Origin of the sequence: Spiroplasma endosymbiont of Dioctria linearis, from assembly GCF_964030865.1 — a bacterium.
Taxonomy (GTDB): domain Bacteria; phylum Bacillota_I; class Bacilli_A; order Mycoplasmatales; family Mycoplasmataceae; genus Spiroplasma_A.
Window position 1 is genome coordinate 262,087 of the sequence record NZ_OZ034984.1, and the last position, 22,677, is coordinate 284,763.

The 22,677-nt window shown below is 24.0% G+C and carries 14 protein-coding genes and 2 pseudogenes; 13 read left to right on the forward strand and 3 right to left on the reverse strand.

What is annotated here, in order from left to right; translation table 4 throughout:
• Positions 1 to 13 precede the first annotated feature (13 nt).
• Positions 14 to 2,227 (forward strand): AIPR family protein, encoded by a 2,214-nt coding sequence (locus AAHM84_RS01145; RefSeq protein ID WP_342259080.1) that lies wholly within the window; start codon positions 14 to 16, stop codon positions 2,225 to 2,227.
• Between the two features lie 416 nt (positions 2,228 to 2,643).
• On the opposite strand, the pseudogene AAHM84_RS05460 reads toward AAHM84_RS01145, so the two are convergent.
• Positions 2,644 to 3,996 (reverse strand): annotated as a pseudogene (locus tag AAHM84_RS05460) (ISNCY family transposase).
• Positions 3,997 to 4,143: 147 nt separating this feature from the next.
• Positions 4,144 to 5,493, reverse strand: a pseudogene (locus AAHM84_RS01155) (ISNCY family transposase); the annotation flags it as partial.
• Between the two features lie 165 nt (positions 5,494 to 5,658).
• On the opposite strand from AAHM84_RS01155, the gene AAHM84_RS01160 reads away from it, so the two are divergent.
• The 4 genes from AAHM84_RS01160 to AAHM84_RS01175 all read left to right on the forward strand — a co-directional run bounded on the left by AAHM84_RS01160 (position 5,659) and on the right by AAHM84_RS01175 (position 8,953).
• Positions 5,659 to 6,675, forward strand: a complete 1,017-nt coding sequence (locus tag AAHM84_RS01160) for a DNA adenine methylase (RefSeq protein ID WP_342259083.1) — start codon at positions 5,659 to 5,661, stop codon at positions 6,673 to 6,675.
• Between the two features lies 1 nt (position 6,676).
• Positions 6,677 to 7,534 (forward strand): hypothetical protein, encoded by an 858-nt coding sequence (locus AAHM84_RS01165; RefSeq protein ID WP_342259084.1) that lies wholly within the window; start codon positions 6,677 to 6,679, stop codon positions 7,532 to 7,534.
• 182 nt (positions 7,535 to 7,716) lie between these two features.
• The gene (locus AAHM84_RS01170) at positions 7,717 to 8,472 is read left to right on the forward strand and encodes an SHOCT domain-containing protein (RefSeq protein WP_342259085.1); all 756 of its coding nucleotides are present in this window, start codon (positions 7,717 to 7,719) and stop codon (positions 8,470 to 8,472) included.
• A gap of 70 nt (positions 8,473 to 8,542) precedes the next feature.
• Positions 8,543 to 8,953, forward strand: a complete 411-nt coding sequence (locus AAHM84_RS01175) for a hypothetical protein (RefSeq protein WP_342259086.1) — start codon at positions 8,543 to 8,545, stop codon at positions 8,951 to 8,953.
• A gap of 39 nt (positions 8,954 to 8,992) precedes the next feature.
• Here the strand turns inward: AAHM84_RS01175 and AAHM84_RS01180 are convergent, their stop codons facing one another.
• Positions 8,993 to 9,838 (reverse strand): class II fructose-bisphosphate aldolase, encoded by an 846-nt coding sequence (locus tag AAHM84_RS01180; protein ID WP_342259087.1) that lies wholly within the window; start codon positions 9,836 to 9,838, stop codon positions 8,993 to 8,995.
• Positions 9,839 to 9,950: 112 nt separating this feature from the next.
• Here AAHM84_RS01180 and AAHM84_RS01185 point away from each other — a divergent pair, with 112 nt between their 5' ends.
• The 8 genes from AAHM84_RS01185 (at position 9,951) to AAHM84_RS01220 (ending at position 22,672) form a co-directional block, all read left to right on the forward strand.
• Positions 9,951 to 10,664 carry a DeoR/GlpR family DNA-binding transcription regulator gene (locus AAHM84_RS01185; RefSeq protein WP_342259088.1) on the forward strand — a complete coding sequence of 238 codons (714 nt, stop codon included), beginning with the start codon at positions 9,951 to 9,953 and terminating at the stop codon, positions 10,662 to 10,664.
• A 906-nt stretch (positions 10,665 to 11,570) separates the two neighbouring features.
• Positions 11,571 to 11,801 carry a hypothetical protein gene (locus AAHM84_RS01190; protein ID WP_342259089.1) on the forward strand — a complete coding sequence of 77 codons (231 nt, stop codon included), beginning with the start codon at positions 11,571 to 11,573 and terminating at the stop codon, positions 11,799 to 11,801.
• Between the two features lie 365 nt (positions 11,802 to 12,166).
• On the forward strand, positions 12,167 to 14,011 hold the full coding sequence (locus AAHM84_RS01195; protein WP_342259090.1) for a lipoprotein: 1,845 nt from the start codon (positions 12,167 to 12,169) through the stop codon (positions 14,009 to 14,011).
• Positions 14,012 to 14,032: 21 nt separating this feature from the next.
• Positions 14,033 to 15,787 carry an ABC transporter permease gene (locus tag AAHM84_RS01200; RefSeq protein WP_342259091.1) on the forward strand — a complete coding sequence of 585 codons (1,755 nt, stop codon included), beginning with the start codon at positions 14,033 to 14,035 and terminating at the stop codon, positions 15,785 to 15,787.
• Positions 15,788 to 15,791: 4 nt separating this feature from the next.
• Positions 15,792 to 16,715: an ABC transporter ATP-binding protein gene (locus tag AAHM84_RS01205; protein ID WP_342259092.1), complete on the forward strand. Its 924-nt coding sequence runs from the start codon at positions 15,792 to 15,794 to the stop codon at positions 16,713 to 16,715.
• Positions 16,716 to 17,024: 309 nt separating this feature from the next.
• The gene (locus AAHM84_RS01210) at positions 17,025 to 18,374 is read left to right on the forward strand and encodes a glycoside hydrolase family 68 protein (RefSeq protein WP_342259093.1); all 1,350 of its coding nucleotides are present in this window, start codon (positions 17,025 to 17,027) and stop codon (positions 18,372 to 18,374) included.
• A gap of 866 nt (positions 18,375 to 19,240) precedes the next feature.
• Positions 19,241 to 19,975, forward strand: coding sequence for a hypothetical protein (locus tag AAHM84_RS01215; RefSeq protein ID WP_342259094.1), 735 nt, complete (start codon positions 19,241 to 19,243; stop codon positions 19,973 to 19,975).
• Between the two features lie 105 nt (positions 19,976 to 20,080).
• Complete coding sequence (locus AAHM84_RS01220; protein ID WP_342259095.1) at positions 20,081 to 22,672, forward strand: glucose PTS transporter subunit IIA; 2,592 nt, start codon at positions 20,081 to 20,083, stop codon at positions 22,670 to 22,672.
• The last annotated feature ends 5 nt before the right edge of the window (positions 22,673 to 22,677 follow it).

Sequence of the window (22,677 nt, forward strand, 5' to 3'; positions counted from 1 at the left end):
AGGGGTAATAAAAATGAATTTTAAATTTTATAAAAATTATGGTAATAAAGAGTTTTACGAAAAAATCATTACAGTTGAAGAAAATATTAACTCTAAAAAATATCCATTTCCAGTAGAAATTAGAAAGCTTTTAGAATTATTTATTGACTATGAATTTAGTAATGTAGAAAATATAAAAACTGTTGGTTCTAAAATAAAATATATAGTTGACAATAAGCAAGCAAGTATTTCAATTACAAATAAAATATCAAAACTAAATGAGATTGTAAAGCCTTTTGCTCATTCAGGTTCTGATTTTAGTGATGTCAAATTTGATCAAAAAAAGGATATGCTTAATAAAATGCATGAGATAATTACAGATTATAAAGAGGTTTATGATGAAGAATTTAAGGAAAGCTTTTATACAGATGAAAATAAGATGTATTTTGAAAAAAAATATTCTAAAAAATATTTTCAACAACTTTTAGATGAAAAAGAATTAAAGGATTCTGAATGTTTTGAATTATTTTCTTCAAAATACTTAATGAAATTGGACGAATTAGAATATGAACAAAGAGTGGTTGGCGGTAAAAACGATGGAGGTATTAATATATTTTTTATTGATGATGAAAATTATTCAATAAATATAGCCCAATGTAGATATGTAAGTTCTATTACAAAAGAAGATATAGAGTCTAGTATTGATAAAATAATTAATACAATTAATTGTTTTAATGAAAATAGATACAATGACAAAAAAGATGAAATTAAAAGTATTGGATCAAATTGATTGAATTATTTAGAAGAGAACAACTCAATTAGTGTATCATTTATAACATCTGCTAAAATTGAATTTGAAATTTCAACTATACTTAGCAAATACAAAAAGCAAATACAAAAAAAATTGGGCAATGAAATAAAAGTAAATTTTAGTATAATTTGTGAAAAGGAAATAGAAGAAATATTAAAAAATGATGCATTAAAGGCTGGAGTTAAGGAATGCAAATTAGAATTAGTAGATAAAGATTCATATATTGAAATAAAAACAGAGAACTATTCCGATGTCTTGCTGGCAGTTATCACTGGTGAGTCTTTGAGAAAAGTATATGAATCACAGTCAAGAGAAGGTCAAATATTTGAAAAAAATGTAAGAGGATATATTAAAAATGGAAAAATAGATAGTGGTATTAAAAATACACTTAAAGATAATCCAGAAAAATTTCTTATTTTAAATAATGGTTTAACTATAATTGCAAAGAATATTAATAGAGATGGTAGACATTTAAAATTTGATGAATTATTTATCGTTAATGGAGGACAAACAACTTCCCTTATAGGAGATTCTTCAATTAACTCATCAATAAAAGAAGTTAAAGTTTTTGTAAAAATAATTGATAATAGTAATGAAAATATAATTGAAGAAATCTCTGAAGCCTCAAATAATCAAAAACCAATTAAACCTATTGACTTAATTGCAAATAATAGAAATGTTAAAAAATTTCATGACTTAATCAATTCAAAAAAATCAAAATATAGACTTATATACAAAAGAGCTGATAGACTAAATCAAGAAGCTAAAAGAATGAATAAAAAAATTGTAAAAACTGAAGACTTAATGAAATTATATTTTTCATTTATTGAGCAAAAGCCTGGTACAGCAAGAAGTGGATTTAAAAATCAAATAACTAAAGATAACTCTGATGTTATTTTTAGAAAATTCAACTCTACTAAGGGTAATGGATATGATTTTTTTCTAGATTTAATGTATTTAGAGGAAATATATGAACATAATTTTAAAAAATGAAAAACTTCAAATGATAAAGATGAATTAAATAAAGGAAAAGACTTAAATGAATTTGAGTTCTTAAAAAATGGTAAAAATGCCACTGTAGCTTTAATTGGAGCTATGGTATATTATATTACTTGTTTTAATAAGAATGTAAAACCAAACATTGAAAGTTATCAAAATCAAAGATCAAAAATTTTATTATCTTCATTTATAAAAAAATCTGAATTTGAAAATAAATCAGATAAGGATGATAAATTTATTACACTAATAAATTTAATTGCCCAAGAAAGTGCTAGTGTAATTAAAAACTCAGGTATGATCACAACTAATTTTCTAAAAACAGATGCAAATTATTCAAAACTATTCGATGAAATAATACTAAATTTTGGATCAAGAAATGTAACATTAGTAGAACAAAATTGTAAAGAATTATTAACAGGAATGAAATTTAAAAAATAATTAATGAGCTAGAATATAATTGCTTGAATTTTAATATTCTACACTATTTTAATTTTTCTCTATTATAGTATTTTTAAAATTGTTATTTTAGATATTATTTTTAAAAAATTTAAATCATAATATAGAAATGCTTTAATTATGAAAACTTTAAATATATCTAGTATATTTTCATTAAAGGTATTATTTCCTAAAATATTAGAACTCAGAAAAAAATCGTCTATTCAAGAATAACTTATTCTATTAATTTGATTTAAATCTGATTTTTTTCATGAATCTTTATTTAATTTTGATAAATGCGGATAAAGTGACTTATTAATTTTTGGGTATATAATTACTTATTACTCATAAATTTTAACAATTAAATAATCTAAAAGATCTAGATAATAAGCGATTATGTCCCAAAATACAAGATTTATCTAATAAGTAGATCTTGTATTTTTTCTTTTTCTATCAAAAAAATATCAGTTAGTTGCTTTCCAAGGAGAGTCAATTTTGGGCACTTTAGTAGTTTCAAATTCTTCATTAGATAGTGGTTTAATACTTCCATGTAAGCGTTCATATTAAACTTGAATAAGATTGTAAATGTCATTTCCAATTAGTGCATAATACTTTTTATTTATCGTTTTCATAACTATTACTTTTAACTTTGACTTAAAGTAAATTGGAGTAAAGGCCTTACAAATAAATTACTTAGTTTTTTTAAAACTGATACTATGACCATTATCAATAATTCTTTCACTTCGATAAGAGAAAACAATATTTTCATCTTGATCAAATTTTCTAGTTACTGATTCTAATTGGTCTAAAGGAATTGAAAAATCTTGATTGTATTCTTGAATAAGGTGGGGTAAATATTTATATAACTGCTCAATATTTTTTAAATCTAAGGGTCTAATTATTTGAGGTCATATTCTTTGCAATGTTCCAAAAGTTCTTTCGACTAATGCTTTTTCTTGAGGGATTGACATTGTTTTTGTATTTACTCCTAAAGAGTGAAAAATAAATTGCAATTGAGTATTCGAAACACTATCACCAAAATGGCCACAATTATTTTTACTACTAAAAATATCTCAATTATTACTAACATTTAATTTTGGTAAACCATAATGTTTAAGGGTTTTTTTATAGATATTATAATAACTTTCAGTAGTTTCTTGCTCACTAAAATAACCTGCCAAAATCCTTTTACTAGCTTTATCAATTACAATATGCAAATGACATTTTAAGTTCTTAATTCATTGATCATTTGAAGCATCAGTTTCATAGATTTCTTCAAATTTTACAATTTTCTTTTGCGTAGGAGGGGGGTTGCTTGTTATAATTAATTTTAAAAGATACTCGCTTGTTAATTTTTCTTGGTTTGGAACCTTTAAATTTTTACGAATATCTTTTTTTTGTTTTTCTGTTGAGAGTCTCAATTAAAATATTTTCTTCTATTAATATGTGTCCAATTGCAGAGTAACTTATTTTCTTTTTTCAAGTTAGTTCTCAATAATGTTTAATACTAAAGTCATAATATTTAGTTTGAGGTAATTTAATTATTTCATCTTTAAATAATTGTTAAATTTTATTTAAAGGTATTTTATTGGTATTTTTATGAATAAAATCTTTTGCTCCAATCTCTTGATATTCTTTAAGGTTTCGTCTTGTATGTCTAACACTATAACCTAATTTATAGGCTGTATTTTTAATAGAGTTTTTCTTAAAGAAAATTGCTTCATTAATCTTAGTTTTTCTTGTTTCATGGTATTTAATAGTAGTCCTTTAATAAAACCTCCATTTATTGATTATAAAGTAGGACAAAGTCGCCTGTTAATATGTAGGGACATAATCGCTTATTACTATATATTTTTAAACTCTAAAATAGAAATTTGTAGATAAGAAGCGATTATGTCCCAAAATACAAGATTTATGTAATAAATAGATCTTGTATTTTTTCTTTTTCTATCAAAAAAATATCAGTTAGTTGCTTTCCAAGGAGATTCAATTTTGGGCACTTTAGTAGTTTCAAATTCTTCATTAGATAGTGTTTTAATACTTCCATGTAAGCGTTCGTCTTCAACTTGAATAAGATTGTAAATGTCATTTCCAATTAGTGCATAATACTTTTTATTTATCGTTTCCATAACCATTACTTTTAACTTTGGCTTAAAGTAAATTGGAGTAAAGCCCTTACAAATAAATCACTTAGTTTTTTTAAAACTGATACTATGACCATTATCAATAATTCTTTCACTTCGATAAGAGAATACAATATCTTCATCTTGATCAAATTTTCTAGTTACTGATTCTAATTGGTCTAAAGGTATTGAAAAATCTTGGTTGTATTCCTGAATAAGATGGGGTAAATAATTATTTAACTGCTCAATATTTTTTAAATCTAAGAGTCTAATTATTTGAGGTCATCTTCTTTGCAGTGTTCCAAAAGTTCTTTCGACTAATGCCTTTTCTTGAGGGATTGACGTTGTTTTTGTATTTACTCCTAAAGAGTGAAAAATAAACTGCAATTGTGTATTTGAGACACTATCACCAAAATGGTCACGATTATTTTTACTACTAAAAACATTTCGATTATCACTAACATTTAATTTTGGTAAACCATAATGTTTGAAGGCTTTTTTATAGATATTATAATAACTTTCAGTAGTTTCTTGCTCACTGAAATAGCCTGCTAAAATCCTTTTACTAGCTTTATCAATTACAATATGCAAATGACATTTTAAGTTCTTAATTCATTGATGATTTGAAGCATCAGTTTCGTAGATTTCTCCAAACTTTACAATTTTCTTTTGCGTAGGATGGGGTTTGCTTGTTATAATTGAATTTGAAAGATACTTGCGTGTTAAATTTTCTTGGTTGGTGGCCTTTAAATTTTTACGAATATCTTTTTTTGTTTTTCTGTTAAGAGTATCAATTAAAACATTTTCTTCTATTAATATGTGCCTAATTGCAGAGTAACTTATTTTCTTTTTTCAAGTTAGTTCTCAATAATGCTTAATACTAAAGTCATAATATTTTGTTTGAAACAATTCAATTATTTCATCTTTAAATAACTGTGGTATTTTATTTATAGGTATTTTATTTGTATTTTTATGAATAAAAGCTTTTGCTCCAATTTCTTGATATTCTTTAAGTTTTCTTCTTGTGTGTCTAACACTATAACCTAATTTATAGGCTGTATTTTTAATAGACTCTTTTCTTAAAGATAATTGTTTAATTAATCTTAGTTGTTCTTGTTTCATGGTATTTAATAGTAGTCCTTTCATAAAACCTCCATTTATTGATTATAAAGGAGGACAAAGTCGCTTGTTAATATGTAGGGACATAATCGCTTATTACTCATAAATTATTTTTTAAGTTAAAGTAGTAAATATAAAACTGACTAAATATTTGTGTTAAAATATTTTTTAGATATCTATGGAGGAATAATTATGGAGTACATAGGTTCTAAAAAAAGACTGTGAAAGTTTATTGAAAAATTAATTTATCCTTATATTAAAGATATTAATAGTGTTTGTGACTTATTTTCTGGAACTGGAGTTGTAGCATATAATTTTAAAATAAAATTGGAAAAAAAAATTATAGCAAATGATATTCAATTTTATAGTTATGTACAACTTAAGGCTATATTAAATAATGGTAAAAATTTAAAATATTTAAATTATGGAGGATTAGAAAAATTTATTAATAAGTTAAACTCATTAAAGTTTAAAGAAGGTTATTTTTATAAAAATTATTGCCCATCAGATTTAAATGAATTTAATAGAATGTTTTTTACTATTGATAATGCTAAAAAAATAGATGCAATTAGAATTTATATAGAAAAAATTTATAAGAATAATAAAATTAATGAAACCGAATATTTTTATGCATTATTTTTATTATTAAACTCAGTAGATAAATGTTCAAATACTGCTGTTGTTTTTGAGGCTTATCTTAAAAAATTTAAAAATAGCGCTATTAAACCTATTGAAATTAAAACTTATGAAAATATTAAATTTAATAGTATTACATATAAAGTTTATAATCAAGATGCACTAAAATTAATAAAAAAAATAAAAGGAGATTTACTTTACTTAGATCCACCTTATAATTCAAGGCAATACTCGCGAAATTATCATATTTTGGAAACTCTTGTAAAATATGATAATCCTAAAATAAAGGGTAAAGCTGGAGTAAGAATTGATTCCTTTATATCAGGTTTATCTCAGAAAAGAACAGCACTTTTGAATATGGAAGAAATTGTTAAAGAGGCAAAATTTAAATATATTTTAATAAGTTATAGTAATGAAGGAATAATTGATTTTAATTTATTTATAGAAATGTTAGAAAAGTATGGATCACTTTCAATTACAGAAATTGATTATTCAAGGTTTAAATCAAATATAATAAATACAAAAGCAAAGAGAGTTACAGAGTATCTAATTTTATTAAAAAAGGAGAATTAATATGATTATAAAAGAGCAAATAGATATAAAACAAAAAATTACTCAAAATGAAGTAAAAAAAATATTCTCAAATTCTCAGAATTTGAAATACTTTTTAAATAAAAAGGGTATAGATATTAAAAAGAATATGAGCACTCAAATGCTAAAAGATTTAGTTGTAGAAAATTGAAATTATGAGGAAGATAAAAAAATTATAAGAGAAATGTTCAAGAATTCAAGTAAATATCAAAGTGGTTTATTTGCTCAAAGCTCACTTTTAGAATTAATTAAAAGTTGATATGATAAATATCAATCAGAAATTGAATGACCTTTTGTAGCAAATAATTTTGATCAATTTACAGCTAACATTAACAGAAAAGAAATTGAAGAAGAAGAAAAGGATAGACTAATAGCAGTTGCAGCACAAAAATTTAGATTAATAAAGGAAATAAATACTCTTAGAAATGATTTTGTTGAAAAAATAATTTTTGAAAATAGTGAGAGTATTATACCTACTTTATCTCACTCAAAATCTGTAGACTTCTTTATAAATGGAATAATGTTTGACCAAAAGGTATCAAAATCTCTAGGAAAAAAACTTATTGAGAAACTAAATATGGAAAATCCCATGGATTATTTAAAGAAAAATCCTCATATTTTAGCCAAGTGAATGTATGAAAATCAAGATCAAGAAAGATTTGATTATGATTATAGGTTATATGTTGCCTTTGGAGATAATGATTTAGAACCAAATAGAATAGTAAATATTATTAAGTCTACAAATTTTTCTGACCCAATAGATATAGAATTTTCATACAAACATAAAAGTTCAGGAATTTTAGAATATAAAACTAAGTGTCTTGTCATTATAATTGGATAGAATAAGTAATTTTAAAAACTTATTTTAAAAAATGTAATTTACTTCTTTTTCTCTAAACAAAAAAAAAAAAAAATCTATTAATTTACTTGTTGTTAATAAGAAAAATACTATTTCCATAAAAATACTATTTGTACAATTTAATCTCTATAATTAATTTATTAGTATTTTTTAGTGAGGTTAAAATGAAATTAAAAGACTTATTTTATATAAAAAGAGGAGCTGTTTTAAATAGAAGTGAACATTTTATAAAAGAATGCAAAAACTGCTCTAGTAATAAATTTCAAACTATAAATGTTTTTCCAAATAATCAAAGAGACTTTTGTAAGGAAATAACAAAAGAAGTTTTTATTAAAGAAAATGATATATTAGTTTATTTAAATTATCCTTATACAATAAAAATTGCTACAAAAGAAGATAATAATAAAATAATTTCATCGAATTATTTAATTTTAAGATCAATTAATAAAGTCAATAGTAAAAAAACTGTTCAAATTATCAAAGAGGGAATTGTTGCTAATCAAGATAAAAGTAAAAAAGAAATTATTAAAATAGAGGAATTTAATGATTACAATTTAAGAGATTATGAGTATTTGATGATAACTTCAAAAGTAAGTTTGGATAGAATCTTAACTAACTTATTAAAATTAATAATTATTAATTTCACATTATTGATGTTATGGTTATTGCTTACTTCTGTTTTAGCAAGTATCGTTCAAGGAACAATAATTTATACTTTTGTAATTGTTTCAATTTGTTTAACTATTACAATAGGAGTTGAAATTATCGTATTTCTTGTTTTATATTTTACAAATAAAAATCGAGTTAAAATCTCTAAGACAAGTAAACGCTTAATAAAGTTACAAGAACTATATAAAAATGAGTTGATATCATTAGAAGAATATCAAAAACAACGTAAAGAAATTTTAAACTCTATTTAGACATGTCATTGTTTTTCAATGACATTTTTATTTATTTTTTTCCACTAAATTAATAGTGGAGGAACAAAATATGTCAAAATTTTGAATTAGTTTTTATACAAAAGTATTTTTCTGTTTTATTGTTATATCAATTAAAGGTGTCATTATTATATCAACTGCTATAAATGGGGCAGTTAATGATAATATGCATTGAAGTGTAAAGTTCATCACTTCGCTGTTGTTAATGTTATTGTGAAGCTTGTGAGTCATTATTGATATTCTAGCTTGTATTTATTCAATTAAAGCAGAAAAGGCAAAAACTGCATTGAGTTGAAATATTGTGGGAATAGTTTTTAGCTCTATTAATTTTATTACAGCTATATCAGTATATTGTAATGATTATACTTATGATTACTTAATCTTAATGATTTGTTCATTGGGATTAATATTGATGTATGGTTTAACAATTTATTTTGAAAAAAATAAAAAGCAGATTTGATAATCTGCTTTTTATAATTACAAAGTATAGTCTTTAAATAATTTAAGCTCTATTATTTGCACCAAAAGCTCTAATTTTAATAATGGCTTGTTTTTTTACATTTTCAATTGCAAATCTACCATATTTTCTGGCATCAAAGTCATTTGGGTTTTCTGTAAAATATTGCTTTAATCCATCAGCACAAGCTATTTTTAAATCAGTGCCAATATTAATTTTTGTAATTCCTAATTTTATAGCTTTTTGTAAATCTTTTAATGGAACTTGACTAGACCCATGTAAAACTAGGGGAGTTTTAATTTTGCTAGCAATTTCTTTTAGTAAGTCAAATTGCAATTTAACTTCACCTTTAAATAAACCATGACTTGTTCCAATTGCAATAGCTAAAGCATCAACTTTTGTTAAATTGTTAAATTCAATTGTTTGATTAATATCACTATAACCATTTGATTTTGAATTTCTATCATCTTCTTTACCACCAACATGACCAATTTCTGACTCTACTTCAACACCTTTACTTTTTGCATAATTAACAACTTCCAAAGTCTCTTTGACATTTTCATCAAAGGGTTTTAGAGAAGAATCTAACATTACACTAGAGAAACCAGCATCAATTGCTTTTTTTATTAAAGCAATATCAAAGCCATGATCTCAGTGTAAAACAACAGGTACTTTGGATTTATTGGATGCTGTTAAAGCAAGGGCAAAGACATAATCTAGTCCCATATATTTAGCAGCACTTTCAGTTACCATTAAAATTACTGGAGAGTTTTCTTCTTCAGCAGCTTCAATAATAGCTTTCATCATTTCAAGGTTATCAAAATTAAAAGCAGGTAAAGCATAACCTAATTTTTGAGCTTTTAATAGTTCCATTTTTAAACTTGTTTTCATATAACATTCTCATTCTTTCTTTTCACTAATATCTTACTACCTTTTAAACTTTTTTAAACTTTTTTAAACTTTTTTAACAGTATAATGTACTATAAAAGTGGGAGGAATATTTTTGCTTAAAGATGAAAGAAGAAAATTAATTGTTGAATTAATTGATAAACAAGGTTTTATGAAAAACATTACTTTATCTGAAATGACAGATTCAACAATTCAAACAATTATTATGGATATAAAAGACTTAGACCAAGAGGGTCGCTTAATAAAAGTTTATGGAGGGGGTAAATCAATAAATAGTAATCAAAAAGTAGCTTCAAGAGAATCTTTTGATGAAGAAAAAGCTAGTTTAAATATAAATGCCAAAAATAAAATTGGTGAAGTAGCTGCTAGCTTAATTGAAGATGGTGATCTAATATTTATTGATACAGGAACAACTACTAAACAAATGATTAAATTTTTAATAGGCAAACAAATAGAGGTTGTTACAAATGGTTATTCAATTGCTTTAGAACTTTTAGAAAACGATATTTCTGTTTGCTTAGTTGGGGGAACAATTATAACTTCAACCCATGCAACAGCTGGTGAGTTAGCTTTAAAATTTTTAGATAACTTTTACTTTGATAAATCTTTTGTTGGTATGAATAGTTTATATGGAAGAGATTTTTATACTACCAATATTGAAGAAGCTATGATAAAAGAAAAAGTTTTTAAAAACTCGGCAAAATCGTATGTCTTAATGGATTCAACTAAATTTGAGTCACGCAATAGAATTAAAGTTGAGGTTTCAAAAGAGACAGTGCTAATCAGTGAAAATTTTCCTTCTAAATAAAGAAAGGAATAATATTTTTTCATAGGTTAAAAATTGACATTAATCTATGAAAAAATATTAAAATAATGAGTAAGGATGAAAAAAATAAAATTGTAATAGAAAGTATTTTTAACAATGTTGGTGGAGTTGAAAAAGATTAAAGATATTTATCATTGTGCTACAAGAAGGAGACTTATTTTGTTTTAATTTAAAAATAGCAGATTTAAAGGAAATAAAAAAGTTAGAAAAAAATAAGGCAGTACTTTAACTGCATGGTGAATTACATTTAGTTATTGTTTTAAGAGGTTTCTAAAATTACATAACTTCCCAAAAAAAATTAACTGTATTTAAAACCAATAATATTGAATTTAAAATTGAAATAAAAGAGAATTTAACTAACTTTTCTTTAGGGAGAAAATTTAGCAAAACCATTTATGTTATTTTTGAGTCTTTGATTCCATTTTTACTAGGTGTTGGACTAATTATGAGTTTTCAACAATTACTATTAAGAACATGATTAGACAATGAACCAAATTTAGAGAATATTATTCTAGGTTAAGATTACAATGTATTTGATGTTATATTAGAAGTTATTGATAACTCTGGTTTAAAATGATGAGAGTTATTTTAATTTGATCAAGATTAAGATACTTAAATGGTAAAACATTAATTCAATTGCCTTGGGGTTAATAAAGATTACACAAATTATTTCTCAAGAGGGAATTAAACTTTTTGAAATTGTACAGTGAGATATTTCTATAAAACCATTTTATTCAAAAATATTAGTTTTTATTATTATAAGAATTATGAAAGTTATTTTCAAAAGCTAATTGAGATGTATTTTAATTCTGTAGTAAATTTTATACTTAATCCATTTTTAATATTATTGCTAGGTGAGTTATTAGCTTTTTTATTATGGGACCAATAATGGGGATTTTAGAAAATTTACTATTAAGTTTTTCTAATTGATTTATGAATTGACCAATTTATTTAGAGGCATTAATAGTTGGTTTAACTGGACAAGCTTTGGTTGCACTTGGAGTTCATAATATATTATTTTTTGTAGCAAGTGCAGATATTAAAAAAGAGAATTCTTTTTTTCTTTTTTTATCAGCAACATTTGCTACTAGATTAAAAATCTGAAAATACAATGGCTAAGTCTGCTTGTTTTGCTGCAATGTATGAAACTTTCCTTTATTCATTAAAAGACGAATAAAAAAATGAGTTAAAAGTAAACTTCTTTGAAAAATTGGAGTGTTCTATTAGTAAATATATTCATTTCTATAATTATAAAATAGTATGTGTAATTTAAATTAAAAAGAAATGAAAAAAAAAAAAAAAATTATTTGATCAAATTTAACTTATAAGTTTTTTTGGTATTAATTTAATTGTCACTTAAGTGTTAAAAAATAAAAATTTATAAAACAATTTTTATTAAAATAAATATTCTTTATAAATCTTGCTTTTTTTTAATTTGTTTCTAAAATCACACTATGATTATAAAAATAATCAGAGGAGAAATTATGAGAAAATTATTAAGTTTACTAGGTGCAATAAGTATAGTTGCTACAAGTAGTGCTACAGTAGTGGCCTGTGGAAATAAAGTCGACCCTATTATTGAACCAGGAGTTAATTATGATGAAATAATTAACAATTTAAAAATCGAGGTGGATGAAATTTTTTGAAAGCACCTTAATGAGAATGTTTATAAAAACTTAATTGGTTTGCCAGATACAGAAGGACAATTTTATTTCTTAACAAGAAATAAAATAATTGAAAATAGTGGTAAGAACTCTGATGAGCTTGATCCTTTTGAATTAGAACAGTTAGAAAAGGATATAAAAAGAGTTTTAGAATACGATCAATTATCAACTGACTTAAATAAATTAAAAAGTGTAAATGAATATAAAATTATTTTAAATGATGTTGATAGTTTATTAAAAAATATAATTTTTGACTGAAAGTCATTAGTAATTAAATCATATGTATCAGAAAATTCAGATAAACTTTACTTAGGAAATGTAATTGTGGATTACAAAATTCAAATTCAATATAAGGGAGAAAAAGATATTGAAACTTTTGATATAAGTGAAAATTTTAAATTTACCTCAACAAATAGTGATTCATTAAAAAAAGCAAGTGATGATTTTTATAAAAATATAGCAAAAGATTATTTTTCTTCAACAGATTTAGAAGATAGAAAACATACAAATTTAAATTGAGAAGAGCTTAGAGATACTAAAAAATCATATGAAGGTTTTGGTAGAGTTGATAAAGAATTTAAAGAATATTACCAAGATAATTCAAAAGATAATGGATTTGAATCTTCAATAGTAAACTTTATTAAAAAAAATTATTTTGAAAAAGTGGGTAATACATTACCTCTTTCATTTGAAGGAGATCTAATATATAAATCTTCAGAAATGGATAAATATTCTTTATTTAAAACAGTAAATCAATATAGAAAGTATGATGATGAAAAAAATATCAAGTTTGACTATAACAGTGATAGTGGAAGAATATTTTTAAACACTATTTTTAGAAATGATCCAAATAATTCTTCTACAAAAAATACTTTATTAAGTCAATATTTTACAACTTCTAATTATTCAATTTGAAAAAATGATTTTGAAACTAAAAAAGATAGTTTTATAAAAGAATTAAAGTTGGAGGAAAATCAAATAAAAGAAACAAATGAGTATAAAAGTTCAGCTGCTTTAGGTTATATTAACTTGACAGGTTTATCAATTAATTTATCTAATGGGATGTATATACATGAGTTGCCAGATTTTAAATTAGCTGTAAATTATTTTGTGAATATTAATCAAAGTGATAATCAGATTTTATCTAACATGTCTGAATTCTCTGTTGAAACTTTAAAAGAATGACATAAAATTTTTGGAGTTTCACATAATTATAAATATCCAGAGTATAATTCAAAAGAAGATTTATTAATGACTTTAAATTCTTCAAAACTTACTGAAGAAATAACTGAAAAATTTACTTTACAGGTATGAAACCAAAATAGTACATCTTTCTTTAATGATGCATTTACTTTAAGAGGTAGACCTTATTTAGCAGAAACTAAGATTAATTTACTTAATAATGCAAACCTTAGTGAAAACTCATTATATAATATGTCAATTAGTGATCTAGAAACTAATTATCACGGCTGAACATATTCAACTTTTAATTGAAGTGCAAATAAAAAAACTGGTATTAATATTAAAGCAAACGGAAAAAGTGAATTAAGAAATAATAAGGTAATGAATTTTACTTTTGGTTATTTTAATTTTCATATTGATTTAGATCAAATTACTATGGGAGCTATGGAACTTGAAGATAAGGAAATAGTTAAATTTATATAATAAAGGGATTGGATAATATTTATGAGAAAAGTGATACCAGGAATATGAATAGTAAAATTTAGTTTTAAATTAATTATAAAAGAAAGATCTTTTTTGATATTTAATGGATTATATATTCTGTTCTCTTTATTTATAGCAATTTATTCTATCATTCAAAAAAATATTAGTAACTTCTTAATGATTTTTGATTACTATGTTTTATTAACAATATTTGTTATATTATTTATTATTTGTTTGCGATTAACTCAGTACTTTTATGTAGCCAAACGTGATGATAAGACTATGAATATAATTGTAACTCAGCAACTATCAAGAAAAAAATTATTTGCATATCAATTTATTGCATTTATATTATTGATTTTTATTAATTTATTTATTAGCTTTTTATTAATAAACATTATAAACATGCTTTTTCTTTTAGAAATTAACTTATTCTTGTTAAGAATAACATTAACTTATTTAATATACTCTTTTATTAGTTGTGTATTTTTAATAAGTTTCTTTTTACTAATTTCTCTATTCACAAATATTCAAGTTTCTACAATTGTAGCTACTTTAATATTGGCAAGTACATTCATTAGTAATCTTCCATATACTTTTTTAATTCAAGGAGAAGAAAGTAAAAATATTTCTTTATCTTATAAGGGAAAAAATACAGTTTTTTCTGTTAATGAAGTATATGATAGTTATGATTTAAAAAAGCATGTTTTAAATAAGCAAATGAAATATCCAAACTTAGGTTTTGCTATTTATGAAAATTTTATTAATAATAAATATGAAACAGATCCAAACTCATTGGTTAATAATTTTGATTCTGAAAAAAATATTCAAGAAAGAATAGAGTTTTGAAAAAAAATAGGAATTGTTGAAGAAAAAAATCAAATAGTAGACTTTAAAACTCCAACAAAAATAATTGCAGCTAATAGTAGCTCAAAGATTTCAAAGTGAAAAGGTGATGAGATTTCTTTTAGATTTGAATTGAAATATAGATTTTTATCTATAGAAGAATTAAAAAATAAAATTAGTAATAGTAGTGATGAAATAGATAAAAAAAACCTTGAAGAGTTTATTAATTTTACAGAATATATTACTTCTAAATTCAGTGATTTTCAAAATAAGTTTTATAACTTATTTGATACATTTATTTTATTAAATGATCAGGAAAATATTGAAAAAAATTATATTAAAAACATAACTAAGCCAGAAGAGGAAAATATTTTATTTGATAGTAAAAATTTATTGGATATTTATCAAAGTTATTTTTCCTATTCAAATAACAAATTAATTTTAGAAAACTCAAAAATTAAATCATTAGTGGAAGAGGATTTATTTTTTCCTACAATGTTAAGTGCACGTATATTAGAAAATTATTTTATACGTTATACAAATAATATGGTTATTTTTGAAAATAGCACTGTAATTAAAAACGAAAATTGAAATAGATATTCAAAGTCAAGAAAAGTATATAATATATTTTTTCAATTAAACTTTATCTCAAATATGATGCAAAATTACGCTTATTATGGTGGAAGAAATTATGAAGATATGTGATTTGAATCAGAGAGCTCAAGTAAAATAATTTTTAATAAACAAGATAATTTATTTATGGCTAAACCAACTTATACATTTAAACTTAATTCCGAAAATAAAATTGAAACCAATACCTATGAAAATTTTATAGAGCCATATTTTTATATATTATTACAATTGGCAATTTCAGTAATTAATTATTATGTGGCAAAATTCAAATTTAAAAAATTGGATTTAGGGGGGTAAAATTATGGAAGAAATTATAAAATTTGATAATTATACTAAAAAATATAAAAAAAAGATAATTGGCCCTTTAAATTGTTCAATTAAAAAGGCAAGAATCACAGCTTTACTTGGGTCTAGTGGAAGTGGAAAAACTGTTATTTTAAATTCTTTATTAGGAATAATTAAAGATTTTAAAGGTAAGATTGAAATCGAGTCTAGTTCAAGAAAATCAGAAAAATATTATTTAGTGAATAAAAAAATTGGTTATTATACTCAAATGGATTTTTCTTTATATGTAGTTAGTTCATATAAATTTCTATTGGATATTTGTATTATGATGGGTATTGAAAAAAAAGAGTCAATTAAAAAAATCGAATATTGAATGAAATATTTTGATATTTGAGAAGCAAAGGATAAATCAATTAGAAGTTTTTCATGAGGAATGAAAAATCGTATGAATCTGATATTATGCTTTATCAAAGATCCAGAAATTATTATTCTTGATGAACCTGGAGCAAATCTTGATTCATATTGAAGAAATAAAATTAAGACTCTTCTAATAGATGCAAAAAAGGCTGGAAAAACTGTTGTGATAACAGTTCACAACATTGATGAAATAGCAGACATTATTGATGATTTTATAATTATTGATGATGGAAAAAATATTTTTAATGGATCTACTAAAGAACTAAATGTTTATGCAAAATATAAGTTATATGTAAATGAGAAGTTTGATGAAAAAGATTTCAGATTATTTTTAAACGACTTAAATATAAAAACTTTTAAATATGATATCGATGAAAACTCTTTAGTTGTAGCAATTGAAAACTTTAAGCAAATCAATTACTTATTTTTATATTTAATAAAAAATAATCTGCCATTAAAAAACCTTGTAAAATTACCTATAAATATGGAATCTATTTATAAGGCATTGGAAGCAAAGGAATAAACATTTTTAAAATATTAAATCTCCAACTTTAAATAATACTTATAGTATTTCTTAGAGAAGGAGTTTTTTTATTTTCTTAATAAAATATCCTTCTAAATCAAATAGTTTTTAAAACAAGTCAAAGTCTATCCGTATATTATTTTTAAAATATTTTCTATTTTTTTTATTAAAAAGTAGAAAATTTTTCAAATATTTGATAAAATATTTTTGGATAAAGGAGTAAGAATTAAATTAACTACGTAAATATTAAAAATAGCTTTTGCTAAAAAGGGAGTTAGGGTGGGTTATGAAAGAAGGGTAAAGAAATTTATGAAACTATTATTAGGTTTACTTGGGACAATAGTAATTCCAAGTGCTTCAATATCAAACATAGTAGTTAAAGAACAAATACAAATTAATCAAGAAACTTATAGATGAACGGAAATGACAGCGTCAAAAGTTAAATTTAATAATGAAAGGTTAATGCCTGACATTAACTACTCAAATAAAACAGCTTTTATTGAGAATTATGATATATGAGATAGTTGAGCATTAATGAATAATGATGGAAGTGTTGCCACTGTAAATGGATATCAAATATGATTTGCTTTATCAAAACCAGTAGATGGCAGTGGAGAAACAAAAATAATGTATTTTTATTCTGAAACAGGAAGTAATTGAATCCCAGGGGGGTATGTTCTATCTGAAAATTTAGTTAAAGGTTCAGAGGAATGATCTGGTTCTGCTTTATATGATGAAGATACTAAAGAAGTTAATTTATTTTATACTGTATCTAATCTTACTTATGGTAACAACTGAAATCAAAGAATTGCATTAGCAAAAATAAACTTAAATTTTGATGATGTAATTCCAAAATTTGAGAAACCTACTTTTCATAAAATAATTGCGGAAGCTGATGGGAACTTATATCAAACTCATGAAGCAGCTGAAGCAGTGGGATATGCTAAACAAAAATGAGCTTTTAGAGATCCATTTTACTTTAGAGATCCAAAAACAGGTCAAGAATATTTATTATTTGAAGGAAATACAGGTTTATTAACTGGTAAAGAAGGCGAACGACTACCTGAATATACTGGTGGTTTTGAAGATTATCCTGACGATTATGATTTTGAGAGATCAAATATGGCAAATTCAGCTATTGGAATTGCAAAATTAGATTTAGATAGTGGAGATGTTGAATTATTAAACCCACTATGAGCTTCAAATTTGGTCTCTGATGAGACTGAAAGACCAAGTTTAATTTATAATAAAAAATTTGATAGATATTATATGTTTACAACAACTCATGGATACTATAATATGAATTTGGCTCCTGGTTTAAATGAAAATGATAGTTTACATGGCTTCACAACAAAAGGAAGTTTATTTGGTGAAATGACTCCTATAAATGAAGATGGTTTAATTTTATATTCTAAACCTGAAAAAACTGAAATTGAAAATGAGATAGTTTGAAATGAGAATTATGCATACGCATGGGGAGTAATCTCAGATAATTTGGACTCTGAATATTTATTAACCTTAGCATTTAGCAATTTCTCATCTGATGGTAAAAATGAATTGAAAAAAATAAGAGGAGCAGCTCCAAGTTTATTATTAAAAATCGTGGATGATAAAATATTAATAGAAGAGGAACTTCTACCAGCTCAAGTTATGAGATAAAAACATACAAACATACAAACATACAAACATACAAACATATAAAAATTTAAAAAAGAAAAAATGTAACCCAGTTTTACCAGTAGTTTCACTACTGGTTTTTTTAATCAAGGAAAAAATTAAAAAATAAAATACAGTAAAAAATTGAAAGTAGAGTTTGCAAAAAAGTTTAATTAAGGTCATACACCTAAAAAATTAGTAGAAGAATATAATTTAACTTCTGGAATACAATTATTTTATTTATGAAACATAAAATACTCAAATTTGATATATATAATACTAATTTTTGTAAGGAGTTTACTATAATGGCAAATAAATTGAAAAATATTTTAAAGATAAAAGTATAAAAAGTTATAAAAAGAAATAGCTAAATTATAGAGAAAATTAATGGAGTCAAATGAATTAGTAATACTTTTAAATGCAAGGTATCAAATTTTAAAAAAATTCATCCCTTCTTGTAAAGCGGAGATGATCATCAACACAATGAAAGTGAACAAGAAATACTTAATTCAGATAACAAAAATAAAAATTTATAAGCATTATTATATTCAGTTTTATTAATAATAATAGAAATTTTTTAACTCATTCTATGTTTGAGGCGTGTTTTAAACATAATGCTCCAAGCGAATTACTTAATGGTTTTGTAAAAAAATTTATAAACAATATACTAATGAATTTACTTCAATAGAAGATTTTTATATTCATCATAAGTAAATTGTTTTGGTTCACTACCAGAATAAAAACGATTAGTTCTTTATTTCAATCAATATTTTGAAATATAGATATTTATAGTATGAAAACATTAAATCATTGTTTTTTTTTTTTTTTTTATTATTAATAATTATATTTGACTATAATGGAGGCACAATATGAAATCTGTTCTAAATCAATTATTCATTAATATAAATATTAATCCAAATTCTGCTAATAATGCTATTTCAAAGATTTTATTAAAATCTTATTTAACAAAAGTTACACCTAGTATGAAAGAATTGGCTAAGTTATCAAATGTAGCAGAGTCTACAATTTCCAAGTTTTCCATTTCCCTTGGTTATAAAGGATATAGAGAATTAATTTTTAAAATAAAATTGGAAATATCTGATCGTGAAACTAATCAAAATTTAGACAGTTCTAATAAAAATTACTTAGATGTTGAAAAAGAAATAGTTAGTGTTATAAAAGAGTTTAGAAGTTATGAAAATAAAATTGTTAACTCAAAAGCAAGTATAAAAAAATCTAAAAAAGTATATATATTTTCTTCTTATCAATTTCAATTTGAAGCCTTATTTTTTGCTGAATTAATAAGAAGAAACGGAAAGGAATGTGTTTTCTATACTCAAATGTTTGATCAAATTAATCAAATAACAAAAGTTGATGAAAATGACTTTGTTATTTTTATTATTGGAGGACAAGATACTAAAACTTTAGAAATGCTTTTAAATGATTTTCTATATAGTAATTATTTAGTATTATGTACCCATTCGAAAGTGAATGAATTTAGCAATAAACAAAAAATTATATGTATTGATTCAAAAGAATTAAAACATATTTATGAGTATAGAAGCTTTATTTTAAAATATTTATTTCTACAACTTTGTAATTAATTATGTGGTCAATTTCACTAATAGGAAAGTAAAATACTCTTAGCTATTTTTTATATATATTATTTTTTTATAATTGTATTCTTTTTATGAAAGGAGATTTCATAAATGGAAAAAAATATTAAAATTTATTCTCCCATAGATGGAAAAGTAAAACCATTAAAAAATTTAAATGATGGTGTATTTTCTGAAAATATGTTGGGAGATGGGGTTTATATTGAACCAACTTCAAGTGACTTTTATTCACCTTTTGAAGAAGGAACGGTTGCTCAAATATTTCATACTAAGCATGCTTTTCATTTTAAAAGTAAGCAAGGACCAGTAATTCTTATGCATATTGGTCTTGATACAATTCATTTACAGGGAAAACCATTTGATGTTAAAGTCAATGAGGGAGATTCCATTAATTTAAAAACAAAAATTGTGGCTGTAGATTTTAAGCTTTTAGAGGAAAAAAATATTATCAAATCTACACCCATAGTAATTGATTTACAGGAATTTAAAGATTGAAGTTTTAATAGCAATATTAAAGATGAAAAATTAATAAAAAGAGGAGATTTAATTGGAGAGTTAGTATTTAAAGAAAAAACTGTTGAGAACTCAACAGTAGAACAAGTTCAAAAACTATTAAATACTAAAAATAAATATGAACAAGCAGCAGAAGAAATTTATAAAGCCGTAGGAAAAAAGGAAAATTATAAACAAGTTTATAATTGTATGACTAGATTACGTTTTGAAGTGCTTGATACTAAAAAAGTAGATGTTGAAGCAATTAAAAATATTAATTTAGTTAAAGGTATTATTTGAGCTGGAAATCAGATTCAAATTGTAATTGGAGGAGAAGTTTATAAAGTCAAAGAGGCTGTAGAAAATGTTGCTCAAGGTATTACCACTAATAAAAATAAAATTAAAACTGCAAACAAACAAAGTCTAGCTCGAAGATTTATGATTGCTGTTGGAGCAATTATTATGCCCTCACTTCCAATAATGATGGCATCAGGATTATTAATGGGTTTAAAAACTTTACTTGTAATGGGAAATGTAATTACTGATATGAAATTTGGTACTGGAGCTCCAATTGATATGAATGTGGATTTATTTTCATTATTTATTAATATTGCTTCAGAGACTGGATTAAAATTAATGGGAATTTTTATTGGTTATAATGCTATGAAATGATTAGGGGGACCTACAATAATGCAGCTGTTGCTATCATTATTAATTGCAGGAGCTCCATTAGGATTGGGAATTCAACCTGACTTAACATTATTTAGTATTAATGGATTTGCTGTAAAAGCAGCACTATATACTTCATCAATTATTCCCCATGTGGCTATGGCATTTATTATTTTTTATTTAGATAAATGAATTAAAGTTTGAATGCCTACATCAATTGATGTTTTATTTAGACCATTATTAATAGTTATCATTGCTTATGGATCAATGTTTTTCTTATTAGGTCCAATATTATTTTTAATAGAGCAATTTATGGCATTAATTGTTGGATATTTATCACAAATTCCTTATGGAGTTGGAGTTATGATATTCGTAGCAGCTTGGCAACCGTTGGTTCTTACAGGTATGCATGTACCAGTAGTTATGACTGTGTTAATGCCAATGGCAGCGGGGCATTTCTCAACTTTAATGGCCATTAATATTGCTGTTTTTGCTCAAGTTGGAGCTGCAATTGGTGTTGCTATTAGAACTAAAAATGGTCAATTAAGGTCAACTGTTATTGCAGCAATTCCTGGGGGAATTGTTGGTGTAACTGAACCTATACTTTATGGAATTAACTTACCGAAAATGAGACCATTTATTGCAGGAATTATTGCAGCTGGACTATTTGGATTATTGTCTGGTTTATTGGGAATTGAAGCAAGAACCTCTGGTGGTTTAGGAATTTTTGGTTTTACAGGTACTTTAATGGAACCAAGATATGCTGAAACCGTAATTAATGGAGTAAAATTAATGCCTTCTGCAAATAATATTTTTACAGGAGTGCCTAACTCTGCTGTATTAAATTGTGTTCTATGATTTATTCTTAACATTGGAGTTGTTCCTGTAGCTGCAGGAGTTGCGCTCTTAATGTATGTTGAAAGAAAAGATGAAAAAAAATCTGTTAAATCAGCAAATAAAGCACTTTTAAAATATTATGGTTTAGCTAAAAAGATTAAAGTTAATGTTGCAAAAACACAATTAGAAGCGGAAATAAAAAAAATTGATTCTGTAATTTCTTTAGAAGATAGTTTGAGGTCAAAAGAAATTGAAAAAATATTTATTAAAATTAATTCATTAGAGTCAAAAATAGATATTTGATATTCTAAATTAGAAAAGAAAAAACAAGCTATTATTACAAAATTAGCAAGGGTTTCAATTAGAGATAATAATGAAGCAGAGTTAAAAAGATTATTAGATAATTATAATCAATTAGAAAATAATGTAAAACTTAAAGAGTTAAGTGATGAATTAATAAAAGTGAAAACAGAAAGCAATAAAGCAATTAGTGAATTTAATACATGAAAAAGAAAATCTTATGAATCTATCAATGCTATTGTTTTAGAAATAAGTCAAAAAGCTGATAATAAAATATTGGCAGAAGTTGGGGACTTATATTACAATGCCATTAATGCCTTAGAAATTGGTTATATGTTAATTGATTCAAAAGATTTTTATATTAGTAAAAAAAGAATTAGAGAATAAAAAGG